The sequence below is a fragment of the Nonomuraea recticatena genome, from assembly GCF_039533245.1.
Taxonomy (GTDB): Bacteria; Actinomycetota; Actinomycetes; order Streptosporangiales; family Streptosporangiaceae; genus Nonomuraea; species Nonomuraea roseola.
In genome coordinates this window covers 1-20,341 of the sequence record NZ_BAAATE010000055.1, presented here as the reverse complement: position 1 = coordinate 20,341, position 20,341 = coordinate 1, and the positions used below count along the sequence as shown (strand labels likewise).

At 69.1% G+C, this 20,341-nt stretch carries 19 protein-coding genes and 2 pseudogenes; 7 read left to right on the top strand and 14 right to left on the bottom strand.

The window, feature by feature from the left end; translation table 11 throughout:
- Positions 1-11: 11 nt before the first annotated feature.
- From ABFX50_RS47740 to ABFX50_RS47710, 7 genes are all read right to left on the bottom strand, one after another.
- On the bottom strand, positions 12-674 hold the full coding sequence (locus ABFX50_RS47740; RefSeq protein ID WP_346157238.1) for an NUDIX domain-containing protein: 663 nt from the start codon (positions 672-674) through the stop codon (positions 12-14).
- Between the two features lie 8 nt (positions 675-682).
- Positions 683-1,153 carry an SAM-dependent methyltransferase gene (locus ABFX50_RS47735; protein WP_346157236.1) on the bottom strand — a complete coding sequence of 157 codons (471 nt, stop codon included), beginning with the start codon at positions 1,151-1,153 and terminating at the stop codon, positions 683-685.
- Positions 1,154-1,168: 15 nt separating this feature from the next.
- Positions 1,169-1,612 carry a hypothetical protein gene (locus tag ABFX50_RS47730; protein ID WP_346157235.1) on the bottom strand — a complete coding sequence of 148 codons (444 nt, stop codon included), beginning with the start codon at positions 1,610-1,612 and terminating at the stop codon, positions 1,169-1,171.
- 74 nt (positions 1,613-1,686) lie between these two features.
- The gene (locus tag ABFX50_RS47725) at positions 1,687-2,484 is read right to left on the bottom strand and encodes an ABC transporter permease (protein WP_346157233.1); all 798 of its coding nucleotides are present in this window, start codon (positions 2,482-2,484) and stop codon (positions 1,687-1,689) included.
- Positions 2,481-3,248 carry an ABC transporter permease gene (locus ABFX50_RS47720; RefSeq protein WP_346157231.1) on the bottom strand — a complete coding sequence of 256 codons (768 nt, stop codon included), beginning with the start codon at positions 3,246-3,248 and terminating at the stop codon, positions 2,481-2,483. The genes ABFX50_RS47725 and ABFX50_RS47720 overlap by 4 nt, the downstream gene beginning before the upstream one ends.
- Positions 3,241-4,155 carry an ABC transporter ATP-binding protein gene (locus tag ABFX50_RS47715; protein WP_346157229.1) on the bottom strand — a complete coding sequence of 305 codons (915 nt, stop codon included), beginning with the start codon at positions 4,153-4,155 and terminating at the stop codon, positions 3,241-3,243. Before ABFX50_RS47715 ends, ABFX50_RS47720 begins: the two co-directional genes overlap by 8 nt.
- Before the next feature lie 58 nt (positions 4,156-4,213).
- Entirely contained in the window at positions 4,214-4,504 is a 291-nt protein-coding gene (locus tag ABFX50_RS47710) for an antibiotic biosynthesis monooxygenase (protein WP_346157226.1), read from the bottom strand.
- A gap of 60 nt (positions 4,505-4,564) precedes the next feature.
- Between ABFX50_RS47710 and ABFX50_RS47705 the strand changes: the two genes are divergently transcribed.
- Complete coding sequence (locus tag ABFX50_RS47705) at positions 4,565-5,197, top strand: TetR/AcrR family transcriptional regulator (RefSeq protein WP_346157223.1); 633 nt, start codon at positions 4,565-4,567, stop codon at positions 5,195-5,197.
- Between the two features lie 114 nt (positions 5,198-5,311).
- Here the strand turns inward: ABFX50_RS47705 and ABFX50_RS47700 are convergent.
- Together ABFX50_RS47700 and ABFX50_RS47695 are read right to left on the bottom strand one after the other, a co-directional pair.
- Positions 5,312-5,842, bottom strand: a pseudogene (locus tag ABFX50_RS47700) (ATP-binding cassette domain-containing protein); the annotation flags it as partial.
- An 83-nt stretch (positions 5,843-5,925) separates the two neighbouring features.
- Positions 5,926-7,257: a serine hydrolase domain-containing protein gene (locus ABFX50_RS47695; protein ID WP_346157221.1), complete on the bottom strand. Its 1,332-nt coding sequence runs from the start codon at positions 7,255-7,257 to the stop codon at positions 5,926-5,928.
- A 62-nt stretch (positions 7,258-7,319) separates the two neighbouring features.
- On the opposite strand from ABFX50_RS47695, the gene recD2 reads away from it, so the two are divergent.
- From recD2 to ABFX50_RS47680, 3 genes and pseudogenes are all read left to right on the top strand, one after another.
- Positions 7,320-9,515 (top strand): SF1B family DNA helicase RecD2, encoded by a 2,196-nt coding sequence (gene recD2 / locus ABFX50_RS47690; RefSeq protein WP_346157220.1) that lies wholly within the window; start codon positions 7,320-7,322, stop codon positions 9,513-9,515.
- Between the two features lie 163 nt (positions 9,516-9,678).
- Complete coding sequence (locus ABFX50_RS47685) at positions 9,679-10,824, top strand: L,D-transpeptidase (RefSeq protein ID WP_346157217.1); 1,146 nt, start codon at positions 9,679-9,681, stop codon at positions 10,822-10,824.
- 98 nt (positions 10,825-10,922) lie between these two features.
- A pseudogene (locus tag ABFX50_RS47680) lies at positions 10,923-11,195 on the top strand (helix-turn-helix domain-containing protein); the annotation flags it as partial.
- Here ABFX50_RS47680 and ABFX50_RS47675 read toward each other — a convergent pair.
- Positions 11,160-11,336, bottom strand: a complete 177-nt coding sequence (locus tag ABFX50_RS47675; protein ID WP_346157283.1) for a hypothetical protein — start codon at positions 11,334-11,336, stop codon at positions 11,160-11,162. The pseudogene ABFX50_RS47680 and the gene ABFX50_RS47675 sit on opposite strands and share 36 nt — an antisense overlap.
- A gap of 163 nt (positions 11,337-11,499) precedes the next feature.
- Positions 11,500-12,747, bottom strand: coding sequence for an FAD-dependent oxidoreductase (locus tag ABFX50_RS47670; protein WP_346157214.1), 1,248 nt, complete (start codon positions 12,745-12,747; stop codon positions 11,500-11,502).
- A gap of 927 nt (positions 12,748-13,674) precedes the next feature.
- On the opposite strand from ABFX50_RS47670, the gene ABFX50_RS47665 reads away from it, so the two are divergent.
- Together ABFX50_RS47665 and ABFX50_RS47660 are read left to right on the top strand one after the other, a co-directional pair.
- Positions 13,675-13,956: a hypothetical protein gene (locus ABFX50_RS47665; protein ID WP_346157211.1), complete on the top strand. Its 282-nt coding sequence runs from the start codon at positions 13,675-13,677 to the stop codon at positions 13,954-13,956.
- Between the two features lie 84 nt (positions 13,957-14,040).
- Positions 14,041-14,652 carry a hypothetical protein gene (locus ABFX50_RS47660; protein WP_346157209.1) on the top strand — a complete coding sequence of 204 codons (612 nt, stop codon included), beginning with the start codon at positions 14,041-14,043 and terminating at the stop codon, positions 14,650-14,652.
- 247 nt (positions 14,653-14,899) lie between these two features.
- Here the strand turns inward: ABFX50_RS47660 and ABFX50_RS47655 are convergent, their stop codons facing one another.
- The 3 genes from ABFX50_RS47655 to ABFX50_RS47645 form a co-directional block, all read right to left on the bottom strand.
- Positions 14,900-15,364 carry a GNAT family N-acetyltransferase gene (locus tag ABFX50_RS47655; RefSeq protein WP_346157207.1) on the bottom strand — a complete coding sequence of 155 codons (465 nt, stop codon included), beginning with the start codon at positions 15,362-15,364 and terminating at the stop codon, positions 14,900-14,902.
- A gap of 495 nt (positions 15,365-15,859) precedes the next feature.
- A complete protein-coding gene (locus ABFX50_RS47650) occupies positions 15,860-17,092 on the bottom strand; it encodes an MFS transporter (protein WP_346157204.1) in 1,233 nt (410 codons plus the stop codon).
- Positions 17,093-17,269: 177 nt separating this feature from the next.
- Positions 17,270-18,373: a hypothetical protein gene (locus ABFX50_RS47645; protein ID WP_346157202.1), complete on the bottom strand. Its 1,104-nt coding sequence runs from the start codon at positions 18,371-18,373 to the stop codon at positions 17,270-17,272.
- Between the two features lie 169 nt (positions 18,374-18,542).
- Between ABFX50_RS47645 and ABFX50_RS47640 the strand changes: the two genes are divergently transcribed.
- Positions 18,543-19,751: a serine hydrolase domain-containing protein gene (locus ABFX50_RS47640; RefSeq protein WP_346157200.1), complete on the top strand. Its 1,209-nt coding sequence runs from the start codon at positions 18,543-18,545 to the stop codon at positions 19,749-19,751.
- The last annotated feature ends 590 nt before the right edge of the window (positions 19,752-20,341 follow it).

Below are 20,341 nucleotides of genomic sequence, written 5' to 3'. Positions count from 1 at the left end.
CCGGAGCGGGTTCACGCGGGGCGGAAGGGGCCGTCCAGGGCCGCCCACTGCAGGAGCATGATGGTCTTGGCGTCGAGGATGGCGCCGTCGCGGATCATCGTGAGCGCCTGGTCGAAGGGCAGCTCCACGGTGGTGATGTCCTCTCCCTCCGCGGCGATCCCACCGCCGTCGGTGGTGGCGGTCGCCTGGCCGTACGGGGCGGCGAAGAAGTGCAGGCGCTCGGTGACCGAGCCGGGGCTCATGTAGCTGTCGAAGACGTGCTCGGCCGTACCGACGGTGTGCCCGGTCTCCTCGGCGGCCTCCCTGCGGATGGCCTCCTCGGGGCTGTCGCCGTCGAGCAGTCCGGCGGCGGTCTCGAGGAGCATCCCGTCGGGGTGCCCGTTGACGTAGGCGGGCAGCCGGAACTGGCGGGTCAGCAGCACGGTGCGACGGCTGGTGTCGTAGAGCAGGATCGTGGCGCCGTCGCCGCGGTCGTAGTTCTCCCGCTGCTCACGGCTCCAGTGGCCATCGCTGTGCTGGTAGTCGAAGGTGGTCTTGCGCAGGACGTACCAGTCGCAGGAGAGCACCTCCACATCGGTGATCCGTACCCGCGGGTTGCCGGTCAGGTCGCGGCCGTACCGTTCCAGGCCGGTACGGCCGCGCCGATCGGGGATGTCGATGCCGGGGGCGTTCATTCAGATGGTCAGTAGTAGCGGCTCATGAGCCTGGTGGCCCAGGGCGGCTGGACGACCGGATGGCGGGGCGCGAACTCGGCCAGGTACGGCTTGACGTCCAGGACGGGTGAGCCCGAAAGGGCGTCCAGGTCGGCGACGTGCAGGGTCAATCCGTCCACCGCGAGCAGCCGGCAGCGGGAGACGCCGAGGCGGTTGGGGCGGTACGGCCCGCGGTGGGCGAAGACCCCCACGGGCGCCGCGTCCGGGTTCCCCCTCGGCGGACGGGGCTCGTCGCGCACGTCGGCCGGGTCGATCCGGTCGAAGTGGAAGACGACCTCCAGATGGGAGAAACGCTCCAGGCCGAGCACCGCCGACGCGGTGAAGGACTCGCCGTCGAGCCGGATCACGGCCCGGACGTCGTGCCAGCCGTCCTCGAACATCTCGCTGCGCCCACCGACGACCTGTCCGATGGGTCGCAGGGTCACGGTGTCCGTTGTCATGGTGATCTCCAATGCCTAGCCGCGGTCGGCATTCGTGCGGAACCTGCCGCTCAGCTCGAACCCGTCCCTGACACTCATCGCCATGAGAGTCAGGCTGACCGCGCCCGCGAGCAGCTCCACCGCCTGGACCAGGGTGAAGGCCGTGGTGAACGGGGTGCCGGCGGACAGGTAGAACGCCGAGGGGGTCAGCACGAGCAGCCCGAGGCCCGCGATGACCAGCATGCGGCGTCGCTTGCCGTCGATCCGGGTGTCTGATCGGTTTCCGGCGATCGAGAAGCCGCTCGCTCCGGTGAGCGCCAGCGCGGGGATCAGGACGATGAGCCCCCACGGGATCGCCTGTTTCACGGTGACCACCAGTTCGTGCGAGCCGAACAGCTCGACGAGCACGGTGGAGATCCAGGAGGTGAGGAGGGTGAGGAACCCCGCGAGACCGGCGAGGGGGTGCAGCTGTCTGAGCATGGTCGAGTCACTTTCGGGTCAGAGGGGAGATTCGGGTCAGAGGGGAGTGGAGGACGCCGCGGTCTGAGCGCGCTCTAGGGACGGCCGAGGGTGCCGCGGCGCCTGGCGAGGTGCTCGAGCCGGTTGAACAGCAGCACCCCGGCGGCCGTGATGAGCAGTGGCTGGGTCAGCAGCCAGCCGAGGCCCCAGCCGGTCGGGAGGGTGGCCAGGGAATGGCCGCCGAGCAGGATGTCGCGCATGGCCTCGATGCCGGGCGCGATGGGGACCAGCAGCCGGCTGAGGGCGGCGACGGGGTCGGGCATGGCGGCCAGGGGGACCAGGGTGCCGCCGGCGATGGCGTAGACGGCCACGGACAGCTGCGTGACGATCTCGATGCGCCTGAACACCAGAGTCAGTCCGCACAGGATCAGAGCCAGTCCGCAGGTGCCCAGCACGATGGCGGCCAGCGGCACGATCACCTGCGCGTCGAAGGGCATTCGCCCGCCCTGGAGGGTGATGGCGGTGGCCCCGGTGGCCAGGACGGCGAGGGCGGTGGGCAGGGCCGAGATCACGGCGGCGACCTGACGGCCGAGGATGCTCGCGGCTGAGGGCAGCGGGGTCAGGTAGGTCTGTTCCAGCACCCCGGACTGGATGTCGCCCAGATAGCTCCAGAACACCCGGTTGACCTGCTCGTGGATGAAGGTCAGCGCCACCATGCCGAGCAGTACCGGCAGCAGCAGGTCGGCACGCAACTGCCCCCGCCCCATGAACAGCACGATGAGCAGGTAGAACAGCGGGAAGGTGATCATCTGGATGAGGTTCTCGCGCCAGCCGGCGGCGAGGTTGAGCAGGCCCTTGCGAACCTCTGCGGCGAATCCGCGTGCGAAGGTCATGACGACTCCTGCAGGGCTCGGCGATGGTTTCGGACGAACAGCAGGCCGCCGGCGGCGGTGAGCGCGAGGGTGTGGGCGACGAGCCAGGGCAGAGTGCCGCCGGTCCAGATCTCGGCCACGGTCCTGCCCTCGAACAGCGTCTGGGTGATCGCCTCGATGCCGAGGGTGGTGGGCAGGACCCTGGCGAGAGCGGCCAGCCAGTCCGGATAGAGGGCCAGCGGCAGGAACGAGCCGTTGAGCAGCAGCACCAGCGAGGTGAACAGCGACTGCAGGGCGCCGATCATCGGGGAGACCAGGGCGAGGGAGGCCAGCAGGAAGGTGAAGGCCAGCACGTTGATCCCCAGCAGCACGGCGGGCAGGAGCGCCGCCCAGCGCAGCGGGATCGTGATCCCGGCCGTGAGCATCGGGACGAGAGAAGCGACGGCGGCCACCGCCAGGCCGAACATCGAGGCGGTGATCAACCGGCCGAGCATCGGCAGCCACGGCGGCGCAGTGGTCATCTGCGCCTGGGCGAAGGTGCCGGCCCGTTTCTCCTCGATGAGATCGGCCACCATCACCAGGGCCGCGTACTGCAGGAACCAGTATCCGCCGATCGCGACCAGGGTCTGCGGCAGCACGTCCTGCCGCAGCTCACCCTGGCCCAGGACGAACTGCAGGCCGAGGTACATCATGGTGCTGATCAGCAGCGTGATGACGTGTCCGATCGGATGGGCCAGCTGAACGCGCAGGCCCTTGCCGATCTCCGCGCCCAGCACGTCAAGCATGGGACGCCTCGTTCACCAGAGCGAGGAACACATCCTCCAGGTCGGGCTGCACCTGGGTCAGCGACTCCAGGACGACCCCGTGCGCGCGCAGGCGCTCGACCACGTCGTACACCTCGCGCGGATCGTTCACCCGCACGCTCATCGTGGTGACGCCCTCGCGGGTGACGGCGTCGAATCCTGCGGGGGCCGCGCCTTCGATGCGGATCTCGTACTTGTCGCGTTCGCGGAAGCCTGCCAGCAGGTCGCGCGTGGGCAGGTCGGCGACGAGCCGTCCCCGGCGTATGACGGCCACCCGGTCACACAGCTCCTGGACCACGTCCAGCTGATGCGAGGTGAGCAGGATGGTGGTGCCCAGCTCGCGGGCCAGTTCGGCGATCCAGTCCTTGACGACGCGGGTGGCCTCGACGTCGAGGCCGAGCGTCGGCTCGTCCAGCAGCACGATCGGCGGATCGGCGATCAGGGCGGTGGCGATCGCGACCTTCTGCTGCATCCCGCGCGAGAAGCCGCCGACCTTGTCGTCTCGGCGCTCCCACAGCCCCAGCCCGCTCAGCAGGTCCTCGGCCCGCTCGCTGACCTGGGCCTTGCGCAGGCCCTTGAGTCTGCCGAAGTACATCAGGTTCTGCCAGGCCGACAGGCTCCAGTAGACGTTGCGCGAGCCCTCGAGCACGGCGCCGAACTGGGCCATCGCGGCCGAACGCTGCCGGGCCACGTCGAAGCCGCCCAGCCGGACCTGGCCCGAGGTGGGGGTCAACAGGCCGGCAAGCATCTTGATGGTGGTGGTCTTGCCCGCGCCGTTCGGCCCCAGGAAGCCGAAGACCGATCCGGCGGGGATGTGCAGCGACACCTCGTCGACCGCCCGTACCTGCGCCGAGCCGTACACCTTCGTCAGCGCCTCTATCTCGATCATGTCATCTCCTCTGTTCGGGGGAGCCCCGGCCCCGGGGTCCGGGGCCGGGGTCGGGCGGTCAGAGCTCGTCGAGAATCTCGATGTCCTCCGCGGTGACCTCGCGGGCCACCGCGAACGCCGCGACGGCCGCCTCGGTGCCCGGCAGTGCCTGGCGGGCCGCCCGCAGGCAGGCGGCCGAATCCCAGCGCCAGACGCCGACCCACGTCTCGTCGCCGATCCGGCCGAGACGCGCCTCGGCGAGGCCGGACATCGCGGCCCTGGTCGCGGAGACCAGGGCCGCGTGCCGGGCCCGGACCTGGTCGGCGTCGGCGGGATCGGCCTGGAAGCGGGTGACAGTGATGACGGACATGGCTGGACCTTATTTCTAGAGTTGACTTCTAGCGAATTAATCTAGAGATAGACTCTAGCCATGAGCGATGTCAAGCGGACGAACAAGCGGGCGCAGAAGGCGAAGGAGACGCGCCAGCGCATCCTCGCGGCGGCGCTGGAGCTGTTCGTGCAGGACGGATACGGCGCGACGAACCTGCAGGACGTCGCCGACAAGGCCGGTGTCGCGGTGCAGACGATCTACTTCGTCTTCGGCAACAAGCGCGCCCTGCTGAAGGAGCTGGTCGACGTCACGATCGCCGGTGACGACGAGCCGGTGGCCACCATGGACCGGCCGTGGTACGCCGCCGCGCTGGCCGCCGACACCGCCCAGGACATGGTGCGCGCCTACGTCGCCGGCACGACCTCGGTCCTGGAGCGGGTCGCGCCGATCGGCCGGGTCCTGGAGGCCGCGGTGGCGAGCGACCCCGAGGTCGCCGCCCTGTGGCCGCACGACGTCGATCCGCGCTACGTCGTCCAGCAAGGGGCGGCCAAGGCCCTGGTCGCCAAGCCGGGCGCGCGGGCCGAGCTGTCGGCGGAGGAGGCCGCCGACCTGCTGTACGGCCTGCTCAGCCCCGAGCTGTACCTGCTGTTCGTGCACGAGCGCGGCTGGCCGCGTGAGCGCTGGGAGCGGTGGGCCGAGCAGACCCTGCGCGCCCAGCTCTGCTCCGGTTAACTTCGCAGGCACGTCCCCACGGCGGTCAGGGGACCCCGCATTGCCGTGACGAGCAGCGCGGCTACCGCCGTGAGGACGTGGAGTCCGTCGTGGACGTCGCGGCCGGCTCCGCGGTCAGAGGTGAAGCCGCGGCCAGGTCGCCGTGTCGCGCAGCAGCTGCCTGTCGTGGGTGGCCAGGACCACGGCGGCGCCCGTCGCGGCCAGCGCCTGCGTCAGCTCCTCCACCAGGGCCATCGACAGATGGTTGGTCGGCTCGTCGAGCAGCAGGAGGTGTGGTCGCGCGCCCAGCAGGACGGCCAGGTCGAGCCGCCGCTGCTGGCCGACCGACAGCTCGCTCACCGGCCGGTGGGCGGCGCCGGAGGGGAGCAGGCCGAGCTGCGTGAGGCCGAGCCGCTCCGCCTCGTCGAGCTCGCCCGAGCTGACGAGCCGGCCCATGGCGGCGTCGTAGACCTCGAAGGCCCGCCGCCGCGATGGCGGCGGCGACTCCTGAGCGAGCACCCCCACCCGCGCCCCCCGCTTGCGCTGCACGCTCCCCGCGTCGGGTGCCAGCGTCCCCGCGAGCACGGCGAGCAGGCTCGACTTGCCGCAGCCGTTCGGGCCGGTCACCACGAGACGGTCACCGGCCCGCAGGAGCACCGAACGAGGTTCGGGGACGTCCGTCACTGGTCGGGTCGAGGTCCAGCACCGCGGTGACGATGTCGGCCAGCAGCGCGCGGTCGTCGCGGCTGCTACGCGCTCCACTCCCCGGGTCCGCCAGGGATCGGGGCGGCGGGGTCGTACGGCTCGCGGGTGAAGATGAAGGTGTTCAGGTCGAGGTAGCCGTCGCCCGCCCTCAGCACCTCTCCCGCGTAGTAGCCGTCGAGCCCGAGCCACGTGCCGTCCTGCTGGGCCACGAAGTGGGAGGCGCGTCCCACGCCGCGCAGGGGCGTCAGGGACAGTCCGCGCTCGGGCAGCAGCCTCAGCACGTACGGCGTCGGCCCCCAGTGCCACAGCCCCGTCATGGCCAGCAGGTCGGGGTCGGCGGCGACGGGCTCCCACGGCTCGGGCAGGCGCGGCTCGTGCTCGTCCAGGATGGTCAGCAGGTCGGTCAGCAGCGTGCCGCGCACCCCCGAGGTGGTGTTGGCCATGAACAGCACGCCGACCCTCTCGGCGGGGTCGGCCCACACGGTGGCCAGGAAGCCGGGCATCGACCCGGTGTGGCCGGACAGGCGGCGTCCTCCGTCGCGCAGCAGTTGCAGGCCGAGGCCGTAGCCCGCGCTCCAGGCGTCGCCGTCGGCGACGGTGGCGGGTTCACGCATCTCGGCCAGGGTGGCCTTGCCGAGCACGCCGTCGCCCGATCCGGTCAGGAAGATCGCCCAGCGGGCCAGGTCGCCGGGGGTGGACCACAGCTGGCCCGCGGGCGCCATCGAGACCGCGTCGTGCTCGGGCTCGGCCAGCAGCACGTCGGCGAAGGGATGCACCGCGTAGCCGCTGGCGTGCGGGGCGCGCGGCCTGGCGGTGGTGTCGTTCATCCCGAGCGGCTCGAGGACCTCGCGGCGGACGGCCTCGAGCCAGGGCATGCCGCGATGGCGGGCCACCAGCTCGCCCAGCAGCCCGTATCCGAGGTTGGAGTAGTGGAAGCGGCGGCCCGGCCGGTGCCTGGAGTTCTCGGGGCCGAGCCTGGCGAGCAGCTCGTCGGTCGGCAGCCCGGGCGTGCGCTCCCACCACTCGGTGGGCGGCTCGGCCGTCAGGCCCGCGGTGTGCGAGAGCAACTGGGCGATCGTCACCTGCTCGAAAGGGGTGCCCTCGACGTGCTTGCCGATCGGGTCGAGCAGGTCGACCAGGCCCTCGTCACGCAGCCGCATGACGACGGTGGCGACCATGCTCTTGGTGATCGAGCCGAGGCGGTACTGGGTGTCGAGGGTGGGCTCGCCCTCGCCGACCCTTCCCCTGCCGCCGAACCACGCCACCTCGCCGTCGCGCACGACGGCGGCCGTCAGCGACGGCACCCTGGACTCACTCTGCTCCACGGCCAGCCTGCGCAGCAGCGCCCTGGCGGTGGACTCACCCACTTGGCTCATAACGCCGAAGAGTACCGAGCGAGCAGGGAGACGCTGAAAAGATCGCCTTTAGGATGGTCGGCGTGGAGAACGGCAGCGTGCTGGAGGCGGTGCTCGAGCGGATCACCTACGCCAACGAGGAGAGCGGCTACACTATCGCGCGCGTGGCCACCGAGCGTTCGGGCGCGGAACTGCTCACCGTGGTGGGGCCGCTGCTGGGCGCGCAGGTCGGCGAGTCGCTGCGGCTGACCGGCCGCTGGACCTCCCACCCCCGTTACGGCAGGCAGTTCGAGGTGTGGTCGTATGCCACCGTGCTGCCGGCCACGGTGCAGGGCATCCGCCGCTACCTGGGCTCGGGACTGATCAAGGGCATCGGCCCGAAGATGGCCGAGCGCATCGTCGACCACTTCGGCACCGACACGCTCGACGTCATCGAGACCAGCCCCGAGCGCCTGGTCGAGGTGCCGGGCCTGGGCCCCAAGCGCACCAAGCTGATCGCCGTCGCCTGGGAGGAGCAGAAGATCATCAAGGAGGTCATGATCTTCCTGCAGGGCGTGGGCGTGTCCACCTCGATCGCGGTGCGCATCTTCAAGCAGTACGGCGAGGCGTCGATCTCGGTCGTGCGCGGCCAGCCGTACAAGCTGGCCGACGAGGTGTGGGGCATCGGCTTCAAGACCGCCGACACCATCGCCCAGGCGGTCGGCATCCCGCACGACAGCCCCGAGCGGGTCAAGGCGGGCCTGCGCTACACCCTGTCGCAGGCCGCCGACGACGGCCACTGCTACCTGCCCGCCCCCAACCTCGTCGGCGATGCCGTCAAGATCCTCGAGGTGACGCCCGAGCTGGTCAAGAGCTGCCTGGAGGAGCTGGTCGCCGAGGAGGGCGTGGTCCGCGAGGACATCCCCGCGGGCGACAACGTGGTGCCCGCGGTCTACCTGCTGCCCTTCCACCGCGCGGAGCTGTCGCTGGCCGGCAGCCTGCTCACCCTGCTGCGCACCGGCCGCGACCGGCTGAAAAGCTTCGCCGACGTCGACTGGGTCAGGGCCGAGCAGTGGCTGCACGGCCAGACGGGCGCGGAGCTGGCCACCGAGCAGCGTCAGGCGGTGCGCCTGGCCCTGACCGAGAAGGTCGCGGTGCTGACCGGCGGCCCCGGCTGCGGCAAGTCCTTCACCGTGCGCTCCATCGTGCTGCTGGCCCGCGCGAGGAAGGCGAAGGTCATCCTGGCCGCCCCGACAGGACGGGCGGCCAAGCGCCTGTCGGAGCTGACCGGACACGAGGCCACCACCGTGCACCGCCTGCTGCAACTGCGTCCTGGCGGTGAGGCCACCTTCGACCGCGACAACCCGCTGGAGGCCGACCTGGTCGTGGTCGACGAGGCCTCCATGCTCGACCTGCTGCTGGCCAACAAGCTGGTCAAGGCCATCGCCCCAGGAGCCCACCTGCTGCTGGTCGGCGACGTCGACCAGCTGCCCTCGGTCGGCGCGGGCGAGGTGCTCAAGGACCTGCTGGCCGCCGACGACATCCCCCGCGTACGGCTGACGCAGATCTTCCGCCAGGCGCAGGAGTCGGGCGTGGTGGTCAACGCCCACCGGGTCAACACCGGCCGCCACCCGGTGCTGGAGGGCATGAAGGACTTCTTCCTGTTCCCCTGCGAGGAGCCCGAGGAGATCGCCACGCTCACGGTGGACGTGGTCGCGCGCCGCATCGCCCGCAAGTTCGGCCTCAATCCCCGCCGCGACGTGCAGGTGCTGGCGCCCATGCACAGGGGCGCGGCCGGCGCGGGCGCGCTCAACCTCGCCCTGCAGGAGGCGCTGACCCCCGCGCGTGAGGGGATGCCCGAGCGGCGCTACGGCGGGCGCGTCTTCAGGATCGGCGACAAGGTCACCCAGCTGCGCAACAACTACGACAAGGGCGCGGCGGGCGTCTTCAACGGCACCGTCGGCGTGGTCACCGACATCCGCCCCGACGACCACAAGCTCACCGTCCTGACCGACGAGGAGGAGAGCGTCGACTACTCCTTCGACGAGCTGGACGAGCTGGCCCACGCCTATGCCGTCTCCATCCACCGCTCCCAGGGCAGCGAGTACCCGGCGGTGGTCATCCCGCTGGCCACCAGCGCGTGGATGATGCTGCAGCGCAACCTGCTCTACACCGCGATCACCAGGGCGAAACGCCTGGTGGTGATCGTCGGATCGCGCCGGGCGCTGGCCCAGGCCATCCGCACCAAGGGCGCGGGACGCCGACACACGGGTCTGACTCACCGCCTGTCAACTGGTTGACGCTCTTAGGTGTCCTAATTGTTACCGAACTCTCCCATATGATTCGGCATCTAACAGGTATGACCAATAAAGTCTTGTGGTGCGCTTTGCTGTTCTGGGGGAGAGATCTGTGTTGAGTGTTGCGCCAGCTTGGAGGAGGCCCGTCGCGGGAGTCGCGGTCCTCGTGGCCGCCGCTTTGACGGCGTCCTGCTCGGGCGGCCCAGCCGCCCCGGGCGGGCCCGCCGCGGCTGGGAAGTCGGCGACGGCCTCGCCCTCGCCCGCTCCCGCCATCAAGATCAGCCCAGCGCAGGGCAGCTCCAAGGTGAAGCCGAACAAGAAGGTGGTCGTCACCGCCTCGGGCGGCGCGCTGGACGAGGTGGTCGTCCAGGGCGGCGGCAAGCAGCTCGAAGGCTCCTTCAACGCTGACAAGACCAAGTGGGTCTCCAAGGAACCGCTGAGGCCGACCAGCAGCTACAGCGTCTCGGCCAAGGCCGGGGCGACGACGGCGGCGGCCAGCTTCAAGACCCTCAAGCCCGAGGTCGAGCTCGAGGTCGCCGACGTCACCCCGAACCAGAAGGGCGAGAAGGTCGGCGTGGGGGCGCCGATCATCCTCACCTTCAACAACCCGGTCTCCGACAAGGCGGCCGTGGAGGGGGCGTTGGAGGTCGAGGCGGAAAAGCCCGTCGAGGGCGCCTGGCGGTGGATCAACGACAAGACCGTCATCTACCGCACCGCCAAGTACTGGCCCGCCCACCAGGATGTCAAGCTGACCGCGCGCCTCAACGGCGTGCAGGGCGGCAAGGACATGTACGGGGTGAAGGACTACACCACGACCATCAAGATCGGCGCCAAGCAGATCAGCAAGGTCAACACCAAGACGCACATGATGTACGTCTACCGCGACGGCAAGAAGGTCAAGACCATGCGCATCAGCGCGGGCATGGCCACCACGCGGGAGTACACCACCACCTCGGGCGTCCACCTGACCATGGAGCGCGCCAACCCGGTCCGGATGATCTCGCCCGGCCGCAAGAAGGGCGACCCCGGCTACTACGACGTGATGATCAACCACGCCGTGCGCATCTCCAACTCCGGTGAGTACGTCCACGCCAAGAACAACGTCTGGGCGCAGGGCAGGCAGAACGTCAGCCACGGCTGCATCAACTCCCGCCCCGACCAGGCCAAGTGGTTCCACGACACCATGCAGCGCGGCGACGTGGTCGACATCACCGGCACCAACCGCGAGCTGGAGTGGAACAACGGCTGGGGCTTCTGGCAGCTGTCGTTCAAGGAGTGGAAGAAGGGCTCTGCCCTCGAGGAGACCCGCTAGCTGTAATGACCACGAGCGTTGTTAACAGTGGTACTTGATCAACAAAGAGACCTCCGGTGTGGTGTAGGTGTCGAATCTGCAGCACACACGGAGGCCTCGTGTCCCACCGTAACGCCCGGCTGACCGTTCATGGTCGTCGTCTGCTCGTTGATCGCATCCTGTCCGGCCGGCCGGTCGCCCATGTGGCCGCCGAGATGGGCATCTCACGCTCCACAGCGCACAAGTGGCTACGGCGATGGCGCCAGCACGGCGAGGCGGGACTGCACGATCGGCCCAGCCGGCCACACACCACCCCGCACCGTACCCCCGCCCACATCGAAGCCGAGGCGTGCCGGCTACGCACCGTGCGCAAGCTCGGCCCGGCCCGCATCCTCCAGCCAGCCGTCCCAGCACAACCGCTTCAACGCCCGATCGGCGGTGCTCTTGCTCATCCCGGTGGCCAGCGCCAGACGACGGCAGTCCAGCTCCAACTCACCCGCCACCGCGTCCAACGCGCCGTTTAGAAGGAACAACCTCGCTCCCTGAGGACTCGAGCAACCTTCGAGGCCTTAGGTCCTCAGGGGGCGTTCCCGTCATCACGCATAAATCGCTTCCCCAAGCTAGCCGGAGCGTCGAGGTGAATGTCAACAATGCGCACAACCTGAACCAGGACTACCCGACCGGCTGAGTCGCAGGTCACACCATAAGCCCGACGCGAGAACAGAGGCTGGCGGTGATCCGCCGGGCGGCAAAGCCGGTTCCGGCGACGAAACGCAGCATCGGCCCGAACGTGGGCGCCGCCATCGATCCGGCGAAATACAGGCCCGACACCGACGATTCCAGGCCGGGCGACAGCCGCGGAGCTCCGGAGCCGGGAACCCGGGCGATCGCCCTGCGCAGCTCCGGTGCCAGCAGGGACAGCGCATCCACGTCGATGCGGTAGCCGGTGGCCGCCAGCACGTGGTCGGTCCTCAGCTCGCCGGCGTCACCTGCCAGCGTCAGGCGGGCAGTGGAGCCGTCGAGCCGGGCACGGGTGATACGGCGTTGGAGATGCACCGGCACGACGTTCTCCACGCGGTCCCGTAGCCACCAGCTTCCCGAGGGTCCCAGCGCGCGCCGGTGAAGCCACAGACGCTGAGAGGCGGGAAGAAGGCGCACCAGGCCCGGCGCCCAGCACAGCCCTCTCAGCGCCCACCCCGGACCCAGAGGCGAGGAGGGATGGGCGATCCGCTGCCACCATGGCCGCCTTGCCGACGGCGGCGTTCCCCATCGCACTCGATCGCTGCGCACCAGGACGTCCACCTCGGCGCCCAGCTCGTACAGCAGCGCGGCGCTCTCCAGCGCGGACTGACCGCCGCCGACTACCACCACGCGTCGCCCGCCGTACCTGGACAGATCTGTCTGCTGGCTGGTGTGCGACAGCACGGCCTCGGGCCCCATCCGTCCCTGCGGCGCGAGCGGCACGAGCTCATCGGGCACGTACGCCAAGGGGGCCAGGCCTGCGGCGAGCACCACCGCCGCCGCCTCGACCCGTTCGCCGCCCCGAAGCATGACCTGGAAACCGTGGCGCCCGCGTGCCACACGCGCGACGTGGTTTGGCTCGATCTCGCCGGCGAAGTGGTCTGCGAACCATTTCCCATACCGGGCGAAAACCTCGCACGAGATCGGGGTGAACTCCGTCAACTCCGGCTGCCCCACCTCCCGGCGGTAGTCGGCCAGCTTCCCCCCTGGCTTCGGGGTGGACAGGTCGGTGGCCCTGGGCGTCGACTTCAGGAACATGCCCGTCGCGGCCGGATGCCGCCAGCTGGCCATGACCTCGCCGAACACCCGCACGGCGACCCCTGCCGCGCGCAGGTGCGCCGCCACTGACAGGCCGTACGGCCCGGCGCCCACGACCACCACGACACCGCACGGCCCCCGGTTCTTCGCCCGGGCGGCATCCATTCCGGCTACCGGCCTCATCACTGTCCCTGGCTCGCAACGTTCACGCATGACCAGCCGTCCCCGATGGATAGGCTGTGCGGCTACCGCCCCGGCCAGTGTGGCCGACCACGCGCAGCCGCGCACGCCCTTCGGCGGCGTGTCGATGCACCTCCGGGGCCGCATCCTTGTCGCCGGGGAAGAAGGGCGCCATGGACACACGTCCCGGTTGTGCTGCTGTGTCGCCTTCATGTCTCACCCATCCCTGCGAGTGGCACCGCCGCGTTACGTGCTGCGCTGGCACGAGGGCGGTCTCCAGTTGAAGAGCGCGCGTACCACTATGCGACCTGGGTTTGGGAGGCCGCATATCCTCCGCGGTCGCCGACTGGCCTGTGACATCCAGAGGGCGAGCTCGATCCTCAGCCTCTGGATCCAACACCACCACCCCGTCGGCCATCCGCGTCACCTGACGGAGTGGTGATGCGATTAGGTGCCCGAACTCACCTGATGGCTCGTCCGGACGTGGTCGGTCACCGTTGCACGGCGCGTCGTAGGCGGCGAACAACTCAACCAGCGCGCGCACGGGTGGATGGGCCTCGGTTACATAGAGGAAGCTCCGCTCCAGGTTGACCACAGCGATTGCGCTGGCCCACCCACTCCCGAGCCCACATAGCCCGCCTCTCGGAAGCTAGCCACGATGGTGTTGCTGTGGGCCTTGGCTGGGTTGTCAGCGGTCGTGGACAACACCCCCTACGTCGCATGGCCGCATTCCGAAGGCCCTCACTCAGGTCAAGATGGTGGTGGAGTTCGGCCTGATGGCCCCCTGCGGCGCCCCCACCCCCAGGGCGTCATCACCGCCTATGGGGCTACCAGGGCAAATGCCCGGACTACGCCATCCGCGGTTAACCTGCGGACCCCAACACCGGCGATCTGACACCCAAGAGGGCCGAGGTGACGATGACCACGCCCGCACAGGAACGCACGATCCGCGCGATCCCGTTGCTGACCGCACTGGCAGTCCTCGTTCGCGAGCGCGCGAGCGGAGCCATTCCCTTGCGGGACCACGATGCGGTCATCGTCACCTCGGCCGGCGAACTCGCTCTGGACTACGACACCACCCCGGCGCAGATGGCCAGGACGCTACTCGCCAACCCTGCGCAAAGCGCAACAGCTTCCCATGCGCCTCCAACCGACTCACCGGCGGTGACCGTACGCGATCAAGCACCAGGGTGAGCGTGGGCCTTGGCGAACAAATCAGCCAGAGTGGTGTCTAACCTCACAGCGCACTCCATTCAGAATCGAACAGAGGAGCCGGCGTTGCTCAAGAAGCTGATTGGGCTGGGAATTGCCGCCATGGTGCTGGTGACCGGCGCGGGCGAGGCTGTGGCATCGTCGTCCGCCTCCCTGCCTAAGGGATTCCTGCTGTACGAGGCCCAAGCCGCGGCACCCGCGAAGTCATGGGAGGAGTGGAAGGTGGGCAACCAACTGAGCAGGCGCCTGGAGATCAACCCGTGCCAGCGCAATCCCGGCGCGAAGAACCGGGTGGCGGCGCGCACCATCACGTACTTGGCCGATGTCGATCATCTGAGCGAACAGGTCGTGATCTACCGCAGCAAGACCGCCGCCCGCCGGGCGTTCAACGACGTACGCGCCGACCTCAAGCGATGCGCCACGGGCGGCACCAAGCCCTACACCTTCGCGTACCGATGGAAGAAGACCGAAATTGGCGACGAGGCGCTGCGCATCGGCGGCTTCGGCTTCGAGGGCAGGTTTCGCTACGTCATCGTACGGAAGGGCAAGGCTCTCGCCATCTACGTCAAAGACGGCAATGTGACCAAGAGCCTGAAACCCTCCCACTTCAGCTCGGTGCTTATGGACGCCCGCACGATGACCGGCAAGCTGTGCAGCCTGCCGGGCGTCTGCTCCTAGGCAGGAGTCACGGGATGGCGGTGACGCGCCGCTCGAACGGCCCGCCTGCCCCGGCAGACGGGCCTCGATTTGGGCGGCGCCGTCGCGCGTCGAGGACGATTCGACAGGCATTCAGCATGCGGTCGGTAACTGCTCAGATCGCCAACGTTCATGCCCGCTGGTAGGCGCGGATGGTGGCTTCCACCTCGCCGCACTCTTCCAGCAACTCTGCATTTTCGGAGTTCTTCCCTTCTGAGACTCTGCTGCCTCAGCGAGAGAGCGATAGCCATTTCACCATGATCAGGCAGGGGTTGCCTGGCCAGAGATCTGCGGTCTCCTCCAGGGGGAGAAAGCCAACAGACCGGTAGAACGCCCTGGTTTGGGCGTAGCCAACATCCGGGTGTGCAGCTCCCAGCGTCTTCACCTGAAGCATCTGGCAGCCGTCTGTGCTGACGTTCGAGGCAAGCACGTTGACGAGCGCTCTGCCAACCCCTCGCCGGTGCCAGGAGGGGGCAACCGCCATCAAGTGGATCTCGGCGGCCTCGACGAAGTGTCGCCGATGCAGCAAGACACCAATGGCCTCTGTATCGGCTGTATCGGGGCGGGCGACGAGGCCGGGGAGGCGGGTCGCCGACTCTACGTACTCCGCGTTGGACTCTGGGATGCCGAACCATGACGGCAACTGGCCAAGTAGTCGCGCAGTGATGTCCGCCAACTCGACCGAGCCTGCCACCTGGGATATGTGAAAACACGCGGGGAGCATGTCACCGGGTTCTGTAACCGCGCACCTCGTTTTCGAGGGTGCCGCACCCATCCCGACCGGCACGCGAACAGCGACACCTTCGACTGCAATGGGACACCTCCAGATGCAGGGTTACTACGGACGTCACGCGGCCGGTGGCAAGGTAAGTCTGGACATGGCAAGGTTCGCGCGAACCGGACAGTGAGTGTCCGGTTCAGGCCTATTTAGTCTCCTTAGCTGACAGTTGACCTGTAAGTCGTCAGGTTGTTCCGAACGTTCGATGGCGGGCACGGCGATGCCGCGCTTACGTATCGCTATGAGGGTTGACGATGTAGCGGGGCACTTGGTTCGCGTGAACGTTGGGGCAGGTCAGATGCCCCCAGCCATAGCCACCCTGCTCATAGTCGGCGGGTTCCTCCTGTCCAACCCTGACGCAGAGCAGGTGATCATCGACTCGGGCAGGCGCGACGTCGACACCCCGACGACCTACGCGCGGCTGTCCTGCTTGGCGTCGGCGTCCACACGGCCGCCGTCGTCCGTGATCTTGAGCTTTCGTACGGCGGGAACCAGCACGTAGGGTAGGAAGCCCGCCGCGTAGCCGAGGCAGGCGATCCACAGGAGCTGGTGAACGGTGAGGGCCTCGCCCAGCAGCCCGCCGACGACACCGCCGAGCGGCAGCGAACCCCACATGAGGAAGCGGAGGCTGGCGTTCATCCTGCCGCGCAGGGCCTCGGGACAGATCGCCTGGCGGTAGCTGCCCTGGGCGACGTTGAGCATGACCCCGACCAGGGAGATGAGCGCCATGCCGATCGGGTACAGGGCGAGCCGCCAGCCTGGTCCCGTGAAGGCGACGAGCACGAAGAGCGGCAGCATGAGGACGGCTGCGCCGTACATCGTGGGGCCGTGACCGAAGCGGGCGATCACGCGTGGCGCGAGGAGCGCGCCGAGCAGGCCGCCCGCCCCCGCGCCCGAGATCATCAGGCCGTAGGCCGTCGCGCTCACGCCCAGCTCCTTGACCAGGTACAACGGCTGGACGATGGCCCAGATGCCGCTGATGAACATGTTCATGGCGCCGACGAGGCCGATCAGGCGCAGGATGCGGTGGCCGAGGACGTAGCGCAGGCCCTCCATCAGGCTCACGCGCCCCCCGGAGGGCGTCTCCTTGGCCTTGACGGTCGCCAGCAGGGTGGCGGAGATCATGTAGCTGACCGCGTCGACCACGATGGCGATGGGCGCCGTGAGCACCTGCACGAGCCAGCCGCCGAGCCCCGGGCCGAAGAGCACGGCGAGGCTGCGCACGGACTCCAGGGTCCCCATGGACTTGGGCAGCTGCTCCTTGGTCACGATGGAGGGCAGGAAGCTCATGTGGGCGACATCGAAGAAGGCCGTGCCGATGCTGACGATCACTGCGACCGCGTAGAGCTGCGCCAGCGTGAGCGCGTCGAACAGCGCCGCGATCGGGATGGAGACCAGGGACACCGCGCGCAGCACGTCGGCGGTCACCAGGATGGGCTTCCTGCGCAACCGGTCGACCCACACGCCGGCGGGCAGCCCGAAGAGGAGGAAGCCGATCATCTCGGCCGCGCTGAGCAGGCCCAGCTCTAACGGGCCCGCGTCCAGCACCAGCAGCGCGACCAACGGGAGGGCCACGCGCGTGACCTGGGTGCCGAACTGGCTGAAGCCGTCGGCGGTGACGTAACGACGGAAGGCGGGGGGCATCTGATCTACCCTAGGGGTTTGTTGGCGCTTGCGAAATTTCACAGGGCGTCATCACCACCCCACAGCCGGGCTCACCCAGACCCACCCGCGCCCAGCAAGTCCTGGACCTGCTCGCCGCCCAGCCCACTCGCCTCTGGCATGCCCGGGATCTGGCCGCCCACCTGGGCGCACCCGGCCTCAACAGCTTCTCCCCCCAGTGTCGACGATGGCCAGGCAGGGCCGAATATACAAGATCACAAAAGCGGTTACGCTCTCAGCCCGGTCCCGGCGGACATCCATATTCCCAGGCAGAGGCCACCACACACAGTCGAGCACCCGGACTTGACACTCACCGAAGATCTTAACTTCGCGGCCTTGGTTCATGAGTCCCTCGCCACACCCGACCGTGACTGTGACTCGGCTTCTCCCTCCCTCGCCGTCCCCTACCCGCTTCAAGCAGCCAGCCCGGAAGCCACACAACGGGAAGGCCAGCACGCGCCGACACGTGGACACTGCGAGCAAGCCGCGAACCGGCAGGCCGGTTGCGATCGCCCCGCCCACGCGCGGCCGGTGTGCGGGCAGATGTCGGCGGCCGCCGGACGGCGGGCGGGGACCGGGCGCCGCTCGGCCAGGAACAGCGGACCGTGGGTGCGTGTGCTGCCGTCCGGGAGCCGGAGTAGCCGGGGCAGCAGATGGGGCGGTGCCGCTGTGCCAGTACACCCACTCGACGGCCCCGCCCTTGGAGCGGACGGGGGCGCGGCGGTGCTCCAGATCGAGGTCTTCGACGTTCAGCGCCAGAATCTCCGCGGCTCTGGCCGCCGTTTCGTAGAGCATCCGCCCCAGGGTCTTCTCGCGCAGCGGAATGTCGCGGCGCGACAGCAGCCGGTGGATGGTGGTCTTGGCGACCGCGCGGGTCTCATCGGCGCTTTCCTTGCGGCGTTCGGCGTCGGCTGGCACCGAGGGGGCGGCCCAGTGCTTCTTGGCCTGGCACCAGGCGAGCCAGGAACTGATGGCGGCGCGGTTGCGGTTCCAGGTCGCCGGCGCGCATCGGCCCCACAGCTCGGTGAGCGCGGCGCCGATCTCGGTGTCGGCCACCTCGGCGAGCGGACGGTCTCGGCCGAGCAGGGCGGTGACGATCTTGAAGCCGCCGACCTGGGTGGATGGCGAGTCGTCGGTACGGCTGAGGCTGGCCTTCACTTCCGAGATCAGCCGATCTCGGAAGTCATCTCCAGGCTGGACTTCCGAGATTCCGCATCCCAGGGCCTCGGAGAGGCTCCAGTCCCCGTCCGAGATTACGAACACGATCGGCCCGCGGCCGGTTCTGGCCGTATCTCGGCCGGACCCGCATATCCGTTGGATTTTCCGTGGTTACTACTGAGACCTCCTTGAGGGTGGTGCCGGGGGGAAGCCGGGGTCGGGGCAGGGGGATCCCTCATGGCCGCGGGTGAGAGCCGCTGAGAGGCTCTAGATCATGAAATTTGAGGATTCGAACACGAGGCGTCCCCGTTGGTTCCGGCGCGCGTGCGTCGCCGCGGCTGCGACCGGCGCCGCCGGGCTCGTCGGGGTGGTGGTGCTGCCTTCGGCCGGGGCGGCCGGCGCGACGGCGTACGGGAAGGAGCGGCTACAGGAAGACGTGGACGCTCTCAAGGCCACCGGGATCAGCGGGGTTCTCGCCGAGGTGCGCACGGCCGGGAACACGTTCGCGGCGCGCGGCGGGGTCGCCGACCTGAGGAGCGGCGACGCGGTGGCCTGGAACGCTTATCACCGGGTCGCCAGCACCACGAAGACCTTCGTGGCGACCGTCGTGCTGCAGTTGGTGGGCGAGGGCAGACTCGCCCTGGACGACACGGTGGAGCGGTGGCTGCCGGGGTTGGTGAAGGGCAACGGCAACGACGGCGCGAAGGTCACGGTGCGGCAGGTGCTCGGGCAGACCAGCGGCGTCCCCGAGTATGCCGGCGTGCCCCTGGAGACGGTGACGAGCGAGGAGGGCTTCCGGCGGGAGCGCTTCCGGGCCTACCGGCCCGAGCAACTGGTCGCGATGGCGATGCGGCATCGCCCGGCGTTCGCGCCCGGCGCCGGATGGGCCTACTCCAACACCAACTACGTCCTGGCCGGGATGCTCATCGAAAAGGTCACCGGCACCTCCTGGGAGCAGCAGGTGTTCGAGCGCATCACAGAGCCGCTCGGCCTGAGGAACACCTTCGCCCCGGGCACCTCGTCCTTCCTGCCCGGGCCACGCCTCTCGGCGTACAAGCGGTTCGTCCCTGGCGGCCCGCTGGTGGACGTGACGACGTACGTCGCCGGTCACGCCGACCACTCCATGATCAGCACCACGAAGGACGTCAACCGCTTCTACCGTGCCCTGCTCGGCGGACGCCTGCTGCGCCCGGCACAGCTGGCGGAGATGAAGAAGACCGTCCCCGCCACGCCGTACCGCGCCTTCTGGCGCGACGCCGGCTACGGGCTCGGGCTGATGAAGCGCCGGCTGCCCTGCGGTGGCTGGGCCTGGTTCCACGGCGGAGGCAACTGGAACGCCATCTCCGACAACGGCGTCACCTCCGACGGCCGCACGGCCGCGACGGTCTTCTATGCCACCACGGTCGGCCCCGGCCAGTCCCCCGTCCAGCAGATCAAGGCCTCGGCCACCCTGATCGACCGGGCCCTCTGCGCCGGCCAGTAGGCCGCGGCGCTCGCGGTGGACGAGCCCGGGCTCCAGTGGGGCTTGAGGCCTTCCCCTCCGTCGGCCCGGCACCGTCGACGGCTGCCAGGACCCGGCCTGCCGTTAAGCGGGTCCGGCCGAGATACGGCCGCGAGCCGATCATGTTCGTTTCGGCGTCGGTGAGCACGTTGTAGTGCGGGCATGCGGCGTCGCTGGCCTCGCGCTGCAGGCCGATGGTCAGCGAGCCTGCCAACGCCACCGTGGTGAAGACACGACCAATCGCCTCCTCGATGCGGCCGGCGTCTTCGTCGGTCAGCTCGACCTCGTGCAGTCGCTCGGCCAGTAGGGCGACGTGGGTGTGGAAGCGGTCGCAGGCGATCAGCAACGCGGCGAGCGGATCGGCGCGAGGGGCTCAGCGGTCATGACGCCAGGGTGCGACAGGCGGTGCGGGCCGGGCGGCAGATCGCGCGCACGCGCGTAGGGGTGTCACGAAAGTCCAGAAACGCACGGTGAAATCTCACCGTGCGATAGATGCATGGGGCTTTCGTCACTCGCTGCGGTGGGCGCCGACGGACGACGAATCCCGGCGATGCGGGCGCTGTCAGTCGAGG

Coding starts and splice junctions, on each gene's coding strand:
- ABFX50_RS47650 (WP_346157204.1), bottom strand. CDS start 17,092: ATGCCCCCCGCCTTCCGTCGTTACGTCACCGCCGACGGCTTCAGCCAG.
- ABFX50_RS47725 (WP_346157233.1), bottom strand. CDS start 2,484: ATGACCTTCGCACGCGGATTCGCCGCAGAGGTTCGCAAGGGCCTGCTC.
- ABFX50_RS47730 (WP_346157235.1), bottom strand. CDS start 1,612: ATGCTCAGACAGCTGCACCCCCTCGCCGGTCTCGCGGGGTTCCTCACC.
- ABFX50_RS47735 (WP_346157236.1), bottom strand. CDS start 1,153: ATGACAACGGACACCGTGACCCTGCGACCCATCGGACAGGTCGTCGGT.
- ABFX50_RS47670 (WP_346157214.1), bottom strand. CDS start 12,747: ATGGATGCCGCCCGGGCGAAGAACCGGGGGCCGTGCGGTGTCGTGGTG.
- ABFX50_RS47695 (WP_346157221.1), bottom strand. CDS start 7,257: ATGAGCCAAGTGGGTGAGTCCACCGCCAGGGCGCTGCTGCGCAGGCTG.
- ABFX50_RS47705 (WP_346157223.1), top strand. CDS start 4,565: ATGAGCGATGTCAAGCGGACGAACAAGCGGGCGCAGAAGGCGAAGGAG.
- ABFX50_RS47740 (WP_346157238.1), bottom strand. CDS start 674: ATGAACGCCCCCGGCATCGACATCCCCGATCGGCGCGGCCGTACCGGC.
- ABFX50_RS47640 (WP_346157200.1), top strand. CDS start 18,543: ATGAAATTTGAGGATTCGAACACGAGGCGTCCCCGTTGGTTCCGGCGC.
- ABFX50_RS47720 (WP_346157231.1), bottom strand. CDS start 3,248: ATGCTTGACGTGCTGGGCGCGGAGATCGGCAAGGGCCTGCGCGTTCAG.
- ABFX50_RS47710 (WP_346157226.1), bottom strand. CDS start 4,504: ATGTCCGTCATCACTGTCACCCGCTTCCAGGCCGATCCCGCCGACGCC.
- ABFX50_RS47715 (WP_346157229.1), bottom strand. CDS start 4,155: ATGATCGAGATAGAGGCGCTGACGAAGGTGTACGGCTCGGCGCAGGTA.